The organism is Hahella chejuensis KCTC 2396 (assembly GCF_000012985.1).
Taxonomy (GTDB): domain Bacteria; phylum Pseudomonadota; class Gammaproteobacteria; order Pseudomonadales; family Oleiphilaceae; genus Hahella; species Hahella chejuensis.
In genome coordinates, this window is sequence record NC_007645.1 from 5,027,456 (window position 1) to 5,040,504 (window position 13,049).

12 protein-coding genes and 1 tRNA gene are annotated in these 13,049 nt (G+C 52.8%); 4 read left to right on the forward strand and 9 right to left on the reverse strand.

Going from position 1 to position 13,049, the window contains the following annotated elements; genetic code table 11:
* Window positions 1-224 precede the first annotated feature (224 nt).
* The 4 genes from HCH_RS21940 (at window position 225) to galU (ending at window position 5,848) form a co-directional block, all read left to right on the forward strand.
* A complete protein-coding gene (locus HCH_RS21940; protein ID WP_011398649.1) occupies window positions 225-1,265 on the forward strand; it encodes an NAD-dependent epimerase/dehydratase family protein in 1,041 nt (346 codons plus the stop codon).
* Window positions 1,266-1,895: 630 nt separating this feature from the next.
* Entirely contained in the window at window positions 1,896-4,034 is a 2,139-nt protein-coding gene (locus HCH_RS21945) for an adenosylcobalamin-dependent ribonucleoside-diphosphate reductase (protein WP_011398651.1), read from the forward strand.
* 137 nt (window positions 4,035-4,171) lie between these two features.
* Window positions 4,172-4,861: a ribonucleotide reductase subunit alpha gene (locus HCH_RS21950; RefSeq protein WP_011398652.1), complete on the forward strand. Its 690-nt coding sequence runs from the start codon at window positions 4,172-4,174 to the stop codon at window positions 4,859-4,861.
* A gap of 147 nt (window positions 4,862-5,008) precedes the next feature.
* A complete protein-coding gene (gene galU, locus HCH_RS21955) occupies window positions 5,009-5,848 on the forward strand; it encodes a UTP--glucose-1-phosphate uridylyltransferase GalU (RefSeq protein WP_011398653.1) in 840 nt (279 codons plus the stop codon).
* Between the two features lie 124 nt (window positions 5,849-5,972).
* Here the strand turns inward: galU and HCH_RS21960 are convergent, their stop codons facing one another.
* The 9 genes from HCH_RS21960 to bamC form a co-directional block, all read right to left on the reverse strand.
* Window positions 5,973-6,398, reverse strand: coding sequence for a helix-turn-helix domain-containing protein (locus HCH_RS21960; protein WP_011398654.1), 426 nt, complete (start codon window positions 6,396-6,398; stop codon window positions 5,973-5,975).
* A 144-nt stretch (window positions 6,399-6,542) separates the two neighbouring features.
* Window positions 6,543-6,619, reverse strand: a tRNA-Val gene (locus HCH_RS21965).
* Between the two features lie 118 nt (window positions 6,620-6,737).
* Window positions 6,738-8,009: a molybdopterin molybdotransferase MoeA gene (glp, locus tag HCH_RS21970; protein WP_011398655.1), complete on the reverse strand. Its 1,272-nt coding sequence runs from the start codon at window positions 8,007-8,009 to the stop codon at window positions 6,738-6,740.
* Window positions 8,006-8,572: a molybdenum cofactor biosynthesis protein B gene (gene moaB, locus HCH_RS21975; protein ID WP_011398656.1), complete on the reverse strand. Its 567-nt coding sequence runs from the start codon at window positions 8,570-8,572 to the stop codon at window positions 8,006-8,008. The genes glp and moaB overlap by 4 nt, the downstream gene beginning before the upstream one ends.
* 54 nt (window positions 8,573-8,626) lie before the next feature.
* Entirely contained in the window at window positions 8,627-9,262 is a 636-nt protein-coding gene (gene can / locus HCH_RS21980) for a carbonate dehydratase (protein WP_011398657.1), read from the reverse strand.
* A 3-nt stretch (window positions 9,263-9,265) separates the two neighbouring features.
* Entirely contained in the window at window positions 9,266-10,273 is a 1,008-nt protein-coding gene (locus HCH_RS21985; protein ID WP_011398658.1) for an NAD-dependent epimerase, read from the reverse strand.
* Between the two features lie 110 nt (window positions 10,274-10,383).
* Complete coding sequence (locus HCH_RS21990) at window positions 10,384-11,115, reverse strand: TIGR04219 family outer membrane beta-barrel protein (protein WP_011398659.1); 732 nt, start codon at window positions 11,113-11,115, stop codon at window positions 10,384-10,386.
* A gap of 198 nt (window positions 11,116-11,313) precedes the next feature.
* On the reverse strand, window positions 11,314-12,024 hold the full coding sequence (purC, locus tag HCH_RS21995) for a phosphoribosylaminoimidazolesuccinocarboxamide synthase (RefSeq protein ID WP_011398660.1): 711 nt from the start codon (window positions 12,022-12,024) through the stop codon (window positions 11,314-11,316).
* A 26-nt stretch (window positions 12,025-12,050) separates the two neighbouring features.
* Window positions 12,051-13,022, reverse strand: a complete 972-nt coding sequence (gene bamC, locus HCH_RS22000; RefSeq protein WP_011398661.1) for an outer membrane protein assembly factor BamC — start codon at window positions 13,020-13,022, stop codon at window positions 12,051-12,053.
* Window positions 13,023-13,049: the final 27 nt, after the last annotated feature.

Genomic DNA, 13,049 nt, shown 5'->3' on the forward strand with positions numbered 1-13,049 from the left:
AAAAATAGTGATCCTTTGGGTTGATCCGCTATCGGCCGGATAACTTATGACCAATGTGAACTAAGCATAGTCGAGAAAGGACAAAAAAATCGTCTGCAAGAGGCATTTCGTCTGGGCTCAAGTCTCCGATGGAGGTAAGCTACCCGCATTCCAATGCTAATAGTACTTATGACCGATTAGATTATTACAACAGACAAAGACAAGACCATCACGCTGGAGACATCATGAAAGTATTGGTAACCGGAGCAAACGGACATATCGGCTCCCACGTGGTACGGCAACTACTCGACCAAAACCATGAAGTGCGCGCCTTTGTGCGCAAAAGCTCAGACTTGCGCGGGCTCAACGGGCTCAAGCCGGAATTCGCTTACGGCGATGTCAAAGACCCTGCCGCCATGGAAGCCGCCGCCGAAGGTTGCGACGCCATCATTCATATGGCTGCGGTGTACAAGACCATCGCCAAGTCCATCGAGGAAATCGTCGAGCCGGCCTTGCAAGGCGCAGAAAATGTATTCAAGGCCGCCCATAAACACGGTATTAAGCGTGTGGTGTACACCAGCTCTGTAGCCTCCATCGGGTTTTCCTATGACCCACAGGCATTGCGCAGCGGCGAGGACTGGAATGACGACGCGCAGAACGCCTATTACGTAGCCAAGACCCGCAGTGAGAGAGCCGCGCAGAAACTGGCCCGCGAATACGACATTCACCTGGTGGTCATCTGCCCCGCTATCGTGTTGGGCCCGAACGACTATCGCATCACTCCCTCCAACCAATTAGTGATGGATTGGTTGAACGGTTTCGGGCAAACCTACCCTGGCGGCTTGAACCTGGTGGACGTGCGCGACGTCGCCGCCGCTCATGTCGCCGCGTTAAGCAAAGGGGAAAACTGCAAGCGTTACGTCGTGGGCGGAGAGAATATCGAGGTTAAGGAAATTGGCGTCGCCTTGAAGCGCCTTACCGGCGTCAAACCGATCCACCTGCCAACTGGCCGTGGCCTCACTCTGACATTCGCCCGCGTGGTGGAGACACTGTGCAAGCTGTTGCACATCAAGCCGCCGTTTACCTACGACTTGGTTTACGAGGTAGTGGGACGCTATGCGTACTATGATTGCAGCGAGGCGGCAAAAGACCTGGGCGTTGAACCTCGCGACGCGGAAGAGACGCTGAAGGACTGCATCGCCTGGCTCCTGTCCCAGAATAAATTAAAGCCTCGCGTCGCCGCCAAAGTGGCGCCAAAAATCCCCACGCATCCCGCTTCCGCTTGAAGCGAAGCGGCGACTGTTCCGTATAGAAAGTAAGGCTGTCACGGCCTTACTTCCATCTACTCCCTAGCCCCTTACCGCGCATCATCCTGGTTAAATTTTAAGCTTTATAGCAACACTATATATAGTAGAGGCCTGATAGACGTATTTTTACTATGCAACCTTTCTGTCATATTCGCCGTCAGCCCAGAAATGCGGCGGCCAAAGGTCTGATTAAGAGCTATTTCAAGCCTCCGCTTACGCCAAAATGATTTTTTTCTCAAGCCTTCACATCACATTATATAGTGCTATACTTTGCGGAAATCGCCATATATAGGGTCAGAGTCGCTAACAGCACGCATTCTGACAGTCAAGTCTCCGATGGGAGTCCCAACCTGTAAAATGGCGCGTTCTCTCCAGGGCCGCAAAGGCCCGGACATACACAGAACTTCATCGGACACCAGGTTTTTCACAACCTGCCGCACAAGTAAGGTGCACAACATATTGTGGTCGCCAGTTTTTGTAACGCAACACAGGAAGTTTACCTTGCGAATCAGTCGTATCTCGCAGCGCTATCTGGAATTGGCGGTCTGACCAACAACACTGCAGTTTTAAAATAAACCTTGTTCGGGGTTAGAAGATTTGAGGGATATTATGAACGCTAAAGTCCAGCAGCTTATCGCGCCTATTGATATGCAGCCCGCTTCCGTCGATATCTGGGAAACCAAATACCAACTGAAAACCAAGTCTGGAAGCCCAGTGGACAAAGACATCCTGGGTACTTACGAACGCGTCGCCAAGGCGCTATCCTCCGTGGAAGCCGACAGCATACGCGAGAAAGTGCTGGCGGACTTCGTATGGGCGCTGGAAAACGGAGCCATTCCAGCCGGTCGCATCATGTCCAACGCGGGCGCGGAAGAACACAAGCCCGCCACGTCCACGATCAATTGCACCGTGTCCGGCAGCATCATGGACTCCATGGACGATATCCTGCTGAAAAACCACGAAGCCGGCCTCACCCTCAAGGCTGGCTGCGGCATTGGTTATGAATTCTCCACACTGCGTCCGAAAGGCGCTTATGTGGCCGGCGCCGGCGCCACCACTTCCGGCCCATTGTCGTTCATGGATATCTTCGACAAGATGTGCTTCACCGTCTCCTCCGCTGGCGGACGCCGCGGCGCGCAGATGGCCACTTTCGACGTGCATCACCCCGACGTCTTCGACTTCGTTCGCGCCAAGCGTGAAGATGGTCGTCTGCGTCAGTTCAACCTGTCTTTGCTGATTACCGAAGACTTCATCAAGGCGGTTCAAAACGACGAAGATTGGCGTTTCTCCTTTCCGATCACTCGCAAAGAAGCGGAAGAGGACAATATTGACGTCAACGACGAAACCCAATATCTGTATCGCGACTTTCCGGTAAAAGACGGTTACATGACTGACGAAAGCGGCCGCGTCGTCTGCCGCATTTACCGCACAGTCAAAGCGCGCTCTATCTGGGACGCGATTATGACGTCCACTTACGACTTCGCCGAGCCAGGCTTCATCCTGATCGATAAAGTCAATGAAATGAACAACAACTGGTTCTGCGAGAACATTCGCGCCACCAACCCCTGCGGCGAACAGCCTCTGCCGCCTTACGGCAGCTGTCTGCTGGGCTCAGTGAACCTGACCAAGTTCGTGGAATACCCGTTCACTGAAAACGCCAAGTTCAACTTCGACAAGTATCGCAAGGTCGTGGCCATTTTCACCCGCATGCTGGACAACGTGGTGGAGATCAACGGCCTGCCGCTGGAAGGCCAGCGCCACGAAATACAGTACAAACGCCGCCATGGCATGGGCATCCTGGGTCTGGGCTCCACGCTGGCCATGCTGCGCATGCCTTACGGCTCTGACGAATCCGTCAGCTTCACTGAAGAAGTATGTCGCGAGATGGCGCTGGAAGGCTGGCGCCAGGGCTTGGAGCTGGCGAAAGAAAAAGGTCCCGCTCCCATCATGGAAGACACCTTTATCGTTACTGAAGAAATGCTGCGTCTGCGTCCGGAAATGGCGAAAGACGGCCTGAAAGCCGGCGACAAGCTGAAAGGCAAAGTGCTGCACGCCAAATACAGCCGCTACATGCAACGCGTTGCGGAAGCCGATCCCAAACTGGTCGACGCACTGGCCAAAAAAGGCGCGCGCTTCACGCACCATACGTCCATTGCTCCTACCGGCACCATTTCTCTGTCTCTGGCCAACAACGCCAGCAACGGCATTGAGCCCAGCTTCGCCCATCACTACTCCCGCAACGTGATTCGCCAGGGCAAGAAGACCAAAGAGAAAATGGACGTGTTCTCCTATGAGCTGCTGGCGTATCGCCACCTGGTCAATCCAAAAGCGATGCCATTCTCAGAGGACGCCGAAGCGCAATTGCCTGCGTACTTCACCACCAGTGACGACGTAACCCCCAAGCAACATGTGGACATCCAGGCGGCGGCGCAACTGTGGGTGGACTCCTCCATCTCCAAGACTGCAAATGTCCCCACCGATTTCCCATACGGGGAGTTCAAGGACATTTATATGTACGCTTACGAGAAAGGCCTGAAAGGCTGCACCACCTTCCGCTTCAACCCGGAAGCGTTTCAGGGCGTACTGGTCAAAGAAAAAGATCTGGAGAACACCTTTTACGAGTTCACCACAGAAGACGGTCAGACCATCAAGCTGAAAGGCAACGAAGAAGTTGAGTACGACGGTGAAACCCACACCGCCGCCAACCTGTTCGACGCCTTGAAAGAAGGCACTTACGGAAAATACTGAGGCGAAGTCCTGGCGATTTCGTAAAATCGCCGGGTTTCTCCATAGAAAATGTTAAAAATGGGCGCATAATATGCGCCTGCAGCTAGGTTTTCCCGGGAAAACCTGAGCAAAGCCACCGTACACAAGGGTATACAGTCATGGCTGTTAAAATTGAAAAGAAAATTGTCGGCTACAAAGTTCACAAGCCCAGTGACGTTGCGCCGGCAAGCGAACCGGTCCAGGAGCAACCACAACCGGTTGAAATGAATGAAAAAATCGAGCGCCCGGATTTCCTACTCGGCACGACTTACAAGATCAAACCCCCGGTGTCGGAGCATGCGTTTTATATCACCATCAACGACATCCTGTTGAATGAAGGCACCGACCACGAAACTCGTCGTCCGTATGAAATCTTCATCAACTCCAAGTCCATGGAGCACTTTCAGTGGGTTATCGCACTGACGCGGGTTATTTCCGCTGTGTTCCGCAAAGGCGGCGACATCACCTTCCTGCTGGAAGAGTTACTGTCCGTACATGATCCCAGTGGCGGTTACTACAAGAAGGGTGGTATTTTCGTCCCCTCTCTGGTGGCGGAAATCGGCGCAGTGATTGAAAAGCACATGAAAGCGCTGGGCATTATCGAGTCCGAAGAAATGAGCGACGCTCATAAACGCATGATCGCGGAGAAACGCGCAGAGTACGAGGCGAGGCAGAAAAATGAGGCGAGCGCAGATGGCTCGGCATTCCCCGCAAACGCGACAATGTGTAAGAAATGCAGCCAAAAATCCGTGATTTTGATGGATGGATGCCAAACATGTCTCAATTGTGGAGACAGTAAGTGCGGCTGAACAACTGTTAATAAAGTTGTTATGAAATCAATGTCAAAATAGGAGGGTAAGTCCCTCCTTTTTTCGTTTTTGGAAACGGTGGACCGAGATTTGCAAGATAACTAAATCCAAGTAGACTAACGCCCTACACAACTTCAAGGAGAATATATGATTAAAAAGTGTCTGTTTCCGGTAGCTGGTTACGGAACCCGATTCCTGCCCGCCACCAAAGCCATGCCTAAAGAAATGCTGCCAGTCGTGAGCAAACCACTGGTTCAGTACGGCGTTGAAGAAGCAGTCGCCGCTGGTATGAACTCTTTCGGTTTTGTTACCGGCCGGGGTAAGCGGGCCATTGCGGACCACTTTGATATTTCTTATGAGCTGGAACAACAGATCAAGGGAACCGGCAAAGAAGAACTTCTATCCAGCATTCGCAGCCTGATAAATAACAATAAATTCTCATTCACCCGCCAAAATGAAATGAAAGGTTTAGGGCACGCTATTCTTTCCGGACAGACCCTGATCGGCGACGAGCCGTTCGCGGTTGTGCTTGCGGACGATCTCTGCATGGTGGAAGAAGGCGAAGACAGCGTGCTGGCCCAGATGACCAAGCTGTACAATCAATTCCGTTGCAGCATTGTGGCCATCCAGGAAGTTCCACACGACGAAGTTCACAAGTATGGCGTCATTGCCGGCGACCCAATGAAAGAAGGCCTGTTCCGCGTCACAGACATGGTAGAGAAGCCACCCGCCGATCAGGCTCCCTCCAATTACGCCATCATCGGCCGCTACATTCTGACTCCGGATATTTTTGACATCATCCGCGACACAGAGCCCGGCAAAAACGGTGAAGTTCAAGTGACCGACGCCCTGCTGAAGCAAGCCAAAGACGGTTGCGTACTGGCGTATAAATTCAAAGGACGTCGTTTCGACTGCGGCAGCATTGACGGCTTCGTCGAAGCCACCAATTATGTTTACGAGAACGTGTACAAAAAAGGCCTGATGTAAACCATCTCCTTTTTATATGCACCAAAAAAGCGCCTAAACAGGCGCTTTTTTTATTGCCGCATTTAAGATGCTCCCGCAGGATTGACTGACAACTAATATGAAACAAAGTACAAACGAGGGAAGATCAGTCTCCATTATTCATCAGCTGCAGGATAAAACGCTTTTTATCTTCATCGCTGGCGCGAAAGCGTTTCAGCAACAATCGCTCTGTCGAATCAGGCAACGCCTCTTCCATCACCTTGGTCAGGCGCTCAATGACCGTATCCAAATCCCCGTCCTCACCCATCTCAAAACCGGGTAAGTCCAACTGAGGGTTGGTTTTCTCATTCTGATCAAAATCCAGCAGCGCATCCAGGGAAACACCCGTCTTTACGCAAAGATCAAACAGGTTATCGATAGAAGGGTAACAACGCTGGGATTCAATGGGATTTTCCCAACCAGCCACAACCGTGACATCCACCTGACAAAAGGTGGCAATATCCTCAAGGGTAAGCTTTTTCTTGTGCCGAAAATCCCGAAGGCGCTGATAGAAGGTTCGAAGATACTTCATGCCCCGCTCCGTGACTGGTTTTCAGCAATCGTATCACTAAAAAGTCAACACAAACCAGATATTCAGATGCCATAAGACCTGAATAAACGGAACAATTTTTGAATAGTTTTAAAAATTAAAAAGATCACTGACAAAGAAGGGAATTGGTAGGACCGACCAGATTCGAACTGGTGACCTCCACGATGTCAACGTGGCGCTCTAACCAACTGAGCTACGGTCCTGCTGTCAGCGGGTGCGTAAGATAACAAAGAAGCCTGACCTGAGCAAGCATTTTTATTCACATTACGCACATCATTTAAATATTTGATTCCTTCCATGAAATACGATCAAAAAACGCCCTTATAATCCCATAGAGACAAAGGAAATATACTCCACCAGATCCCCACGTCGAATCGTCGTATTCGCCGGCGCTACGGCGAAGCCGTCCGCCCAGCTCGCGGAAGACAACACGCCTGAGCTTTGATTCGGGTGCATTTCCAGCCCCGCCCTTCCCTCATCGTTCACCGAGACTCTAACGCGCAGATATTCCTCACGCCCGCCAGGCTTGGGGATATCAAATAACGCAGGCAGACGCGCCTGGGAAGACAATCCTATCTCGTGAGCGCCCTGCATCTTCAAAATATAAGGTCGCGCCAAAATGCAAAAGGTCACGAACACTGCGGCAGGGTTACCGGGAAGGCCGAGAAATGGAGTCGAACCAACCTGACCAAAAGCGAGGGGCTTACCGGGCTTTATGGCCAATCGCCACATATTCAGCTTTCCGTTCGCTTCCACCGCCGCCTTGACATGATCTTCCTCCCCCACCGAAACACCGCCGCTGGAAATGATCAGATCCGCATCCTCGGCCGCTTGCAATAGCGCCCGCTCCGTCGCCTCATAGGTGTCGCCTATCACGCCGAGGTCGACAACCTCGCACTGAAAGCGAGATAACAAACCACACAGCGTATAGCGGTTAGAGTTATAAATCTTTCCCGCCGGCAGAGGCGCGCCAGGCTCAACCAACTCATCGCCCGTAGACAACACCGCCACCCGCAGTTTGCGGCGCACCTTAACTTGCGCCACGCCAACGGAAGCGATCAACCCCAAGTCCTGCGGAAGCAGCTTTTTACCTGCGCCGACAACAATCTGACCTGCCTGAATATCCTGACCGGCCTGGCGCAGATTATTGCCCAGCCGCACGTCAGCGGGAATGATCACCGTCTCTCCTTCGAGGCGACAGTGCTCCTGCATAACAACAGCAACGGCGTTATCAGGAATGGTTGCCCCTGTAAAAATGCGCGCCGCAGAGCCCGGTTTTAAAGGCGCCGGACTCTCCCCCGCAGGAATACGTTGCGAAATCGGCAATGGCGTCTCCATCTCCGCCTCACAGGCGTCGATGGAAATAGCGTATCCGTCAACTGCGCTATTATCCGTCGGCGGAACCATAATGGCCGACACCACATCCTCCGCCAGCACTCTGCCGACCGCCTCAAGCAAGGGAATAGTTTCATCCCCTGCGATGGGTTGCGCGGCCGCCTGTAGAATACACTTGGCTTCCGCTACGGGACGTAATCCAGAGGAAGGCGCGTCACAACTGTGACAACCATGAATCTGAGAGCCGGAAACATTCATCCGCGCGGCCCACAGCCAGACTTTACAGACCCCGCAGACTCTTTTCCTGGACGCTTCAGCAGGCCAACAAAGTTACAGGGTTTGTGTCGCGCATCCAGTTGCTCGACGATGATTTTATTCCAAGCAGTTTTACAGGCGTTTGTAGAGCCCGGCATGCAGAAGATCACTGTACCATTAGCGAGTCCGGCGATGGCTCGGGACTGCACCGTGGAGGTGCCGATCTCTTGATAGGATATGGCGCGAAACAACTCGCCAAACCCTTCCACGTCTTTATCGAACAGCGGCTTGATCGCCTCCGGCGTACTATCTCTGCCAGTAAAGCCAGTGCCGCCCGTAATCAGCACCACTTGCACCTGTGGGTCCGCAATCCAGGCGGATACCACCGCCCTCATCAAATAGACGTCATCTGGAATCAACGTCCGATCGATAATTTCATGTCCCGCTCCCCGCGCGCCGTCCACAAGAGCCTGCCCGGAGGTATCCGTCTCCTGCGTGCGCGTATCGGAAACGGTCAATACCGCCACGTTAAGGGGCATGAACTCGGCTACGATATGCTGTCCCATGATTTTACACCTTGACCATTTGTGTCGGATTCTGCCGAGAGCAGGCAGAAATTACTATTGCCCAATATAGGTATACACGGAGCCCAGTTGCTCAGGGCCGGACTGCGTCACCTGCAGGTCTTTGAGCAATCCGTCGCTGAGCCCATAGCACCAGCCATGCACCGATAACGGCTGCCCTCTGCTCCAGGCGTTCTGCACGATGCCAGTGTGACAAACGTGGCGCACCTGATGCTTCACGTTCAACTCACACATACGGTTGACCCGCTCATTCATATCTGTGATGGCGTCCACTTCTTCCTGATGCTGAGCGTAAATATCCTTGATATGACGCAACCAGTTATCGATCAGGCCAAACTGGTCCGCGCCCAGCGCCGCACGCACGCCACCGCAGCCGTAATGGCCCGTGACGATGATGTGCCGCACTTTGAGAACTTCCACCGCGAACTGAATAGAAGAAAGGCAATTGAGATCGGAGTTCACCACCACGTTGGCCACGTTGCGATGCACGAAGACCTCTCCGGGCAGCATGCCGACGATTTCGTTCGCCGGCACGCGACTGTCAGAACAGCCAATCCACATATAAGTGGGCGCCTGCTGGCGCTCCAGAGTCGGGAAAAAGTCGGGATCAGCCTTGCGGATTTTCTCCGACCACTTTTTGTTATTTAAAAGAAGCTGGTTAATTTCGTTCATTTATCACACACGATAATAGTCACGATACCATTCAACAAATTTCTTAACGCCCTCTTCCACGGTAGTGGATGGGCGATAACCCACATCGTCGATCAGCGCCTGAACGTCCGCATAGGTGGCGGGCACATCGCCAGGCTGCATAGGCAACAGATTTCTTTCCGCTTTCTTGCCCAGGCACTCTTCCAGAATTTCTATGTAGCGAGACAGCTCCACTGGATTGTTGCTACCAATATTATATATACGATACGGCGCTTTACTGGTGCCCGGATCAGGCTGCATGCCGTCCCAGTCCGGGTTGCTCGGCGCGACATGATCCAGCGTACGGATGATCCCTTCCACAATATCGTCGATATAAGTGAAGTCGCGCTTGTGCTTGCCGTAATTGAATACGTCGATCGGCTCCCCTGCGATGATCTTGCGAGTAAAAATAAACAGCGCCATATCCGGACGCCCCCAAGGGCCATATACGGTGAAGAAGCGCAGGCCTGTCGTCGGAATGCCGTACAACGAGCTGTAGGTGTGCGACATCAACTCGTTGGACTTTTTAGTAGCCGCGTACAGGCTCAAAGGGTGATCCACGTTGTCGTGCACGGAGAACGGCATGGACTCGTTGGCGCCGTAAACAGAGCTGCTGGAAGCGTACACCAAGTGATCAACCTTGTTATGACGGCAGCCTTCCAGAATATTCATATGTCCCACCAGGTTGGCGGATACATAAGCATGCGGATTTTCGATGGAGTAACGGACGCCAGCCTGGGCCGCAAGGTGGACAACCCGGTCAGGCTTATGTTTGGCGAAAAGAGCTTCAATACCTTCGCGATCCGCAACATCCAGACGCACATCAGTAAAGCCTTTGTATGGCGTCAAACGCGCGAGACGAGCTTCTTTCAGGGAAACTTCATAATAATCATTGAGGTTATCCACGCCGATGACCTCATCCCCACGATCCAGCAGCCTCAATGCGACATGAGACCCAATAAAGCCTGCTGTTCCTGTTACTAACACTTTCATTTTACATCCCCCAATACGAATTCAGTCTCGAAGCGCGTCCGGCGATAAATAGTCCACCGGACGCTCAAATAACAATCCAATCGCCCTGCAAAAATCAGGGCGCAGTCATATCAGAAATGAACGCTCACTCCGAGATATGGTCCGCCGATATCCACATCAGCGTCCACATCGCTGACATCGTCCAGCTCCAGTTGCATTTCACGCCAACCCAGCTCTACGCCCACCACCTCGATTTCATAGTTGATGCGGGCGGCGACGTCTAGCATGCGGTTATCACTGTATTTCAGGCCTGCAAGAGATGCGCCGACGCTTAAGCCGGTAAGAGGAAGGTCTACACCCACTGCGCCATACAGCATCGGCACGACTTCGTCGATGGCTGTGGTGCTTTCATTCGTAGATGCGCCTTTTTGCTTAATAGTGATCTCACCGTCAAAAATACGGGCCTGCAGACCAAGGTCAAGTGATACGACATTATCTAAAAGACGCCAATAGGCTATAAGGTCGGTATGAGTCAGATCCACGTCCGTGTCGACATCGCCAGTAAAGGTCACGTCATCGAATGTTTTGGTTAAAGTTCCTTGGCCGTTCTGGCTGAGTTCAGTGTACTGCAGGCGCAAATTGGGCAGCCCGGGAACGAAGTGCTCAAACGCCACATAGCCTTGAATAAAGGTGTCGTCGTCCAAGCCCAGATCTTTTTCCAGATCTACGGATTCCGAACCTGACTGGACGTCGCCGGTAAAGTCCGCGTTCCAGCCGCTTATCCCGGCGAACAGCCCGATCGTATCAGCATAAGCGCCGTTACAGGCCATAGCCGCCAATAACGTCATCATTGCTCTTTTCATTAATTATTCCTCTATTTCATTGGCGAATAGCCCGCCCTGCTTTACCAGATGGGCTTAATAGTAATGAGAGGAGCCTGCGTCAGGCCGGGCGTCGTGCGAAGGCTCCCGGGCACAGCTTAATTATTGATTATGAACGGTTGCTGAACCAACTTTATTTACAAAAAGGGCCGGCGATGGCCGGCCCAATTGGGAGAATGATTAGAACTGAACGCCCAGCCTGCGGCCGACCTCTTCGTAATACTCGATGACGTCGCCCAGATCCTGACGAAAACGGTCCTTGTCCATTTTTTCTCCGGTGGCTTTATCCCAAATACGACAGCCGTCAGGGCTGAATTCATCGCCCAGCGTGACCTTGCCGTCAATCAGACCGAACTCCAGCTTGTAATCCACAAGCGTCATGCCCGCTGCATCAAACAGAGCTTTCAGGATATCGTTTACTTTAAACGTCAGCGCCTTCATTTCCTCCAGTTGAGCATCCGTCGCCCATCCAAACGCACGCGCGTGGTGCTCGTTGATCATGGGATCATGCAATTCATCGTTCTTCAGGAACAGTTCGTAAGTAGGAGGAGTCAGGACCATTCCTTCACGAACTCCCAGACGACGACACAGGCTGCCCGCAGCCACGTTGCGCACAACGCACTCCACCGGGATCATCTGCAAACGCTTAACCAGCGACTCACGCTCGGAAAGCAGACGCACAAAGTGCACTGGCACGCCGGCTTCCGCCAGCTTACTCATAATGAAAGCGTTGAATTTATTGTTTACTTCACCCTTGCGGCTCAGCTTTGCTTTCTTTACACCGTCGAAAGCGGAAGTATCGTCACGGAACTCCATTACAAACAGGTCCGCGTCATCCGTTTTAAAGATCGACTTGGCTTTTCCAGAATACAGCTCTTCGAGCTTTTGCATTGAGGGCGTCTCCGCAGTTAGTTGAATTAAGACATGTTATCCAGAATCTTGTTCAGCAGGATCAACTGCTCTTGCCGGCCAACGCCTGCCGACGTCGGCTCGGAGGAAATGTGTACGCCATCGTCTGCAGGCGACAGCAAGACACGGAAATTGAATCTGTCGGACAGTTTCTCTTCCTCTTCGCCGCCAAACCAGCCAGACCACCAACTGGTGTTTTTCTCATGCTCTTTCTCGACAAAGCGCACAAAATACACACCTTCGCTACGGTTGATATCAATTACGGGTATGCGGCTGTCATTCAGCGCCTGCCCCAAGGCGAACCAAGCGCGGTCATAATTCAGATCCACCCGCAGATAGGGCTGGTCAGCGTCCTCCACCAGCGATACGCGGGATTCGCCGCCGATATTCTGCGCCACAAGCGAGTAACTACCCAGGCTTTCCCCTTGGTCGCTCATATACTGACGCATATCCGTCAACAGGCTCTCCTGCTGAGGCGTTGGCCCCGCCAGAGGCATGCCCTGGACAGTGACCCGCACTTCCGAACTCAGTCGTTTCAAACCTTGCTGCACTCGCACCTGCATCTGCAGCCGCTCATTACTGATGTAGGACTGCAACTGCATTTTGCCAACAAACTCCGACGCTTTCAGCGAGTTCATTGGCAGGGTCACCTGCATACGCCCTTCCGCGGTATCCACTTCAGCCACACTGCCGCCGATGGACTCCCAATAGCGTTTTAGCGCAGGCCAGACTTTCCCCGGAGGTTCACTGGCCAGCAACCAGATATCGTCAGCCGTTTTCTTAATGGCGAAATGCTCTTGCAACAGATCAGAGCCGGGCGCTGGCGGAGGCGGAACCACGAAGTCTTCACTGGCGACAAACGCCTTTTCCGCATGGGGCACAGGATAACGGTCCTGTAGACGTCGTGAGGAATACCACTCAGGAACCACCAGAGGGTCGCCGCGCTCCGCCTGCATATATTGATTGGAGCGGTCAGTCATGAGACTGCATCCCGACAGCCCCGCCGC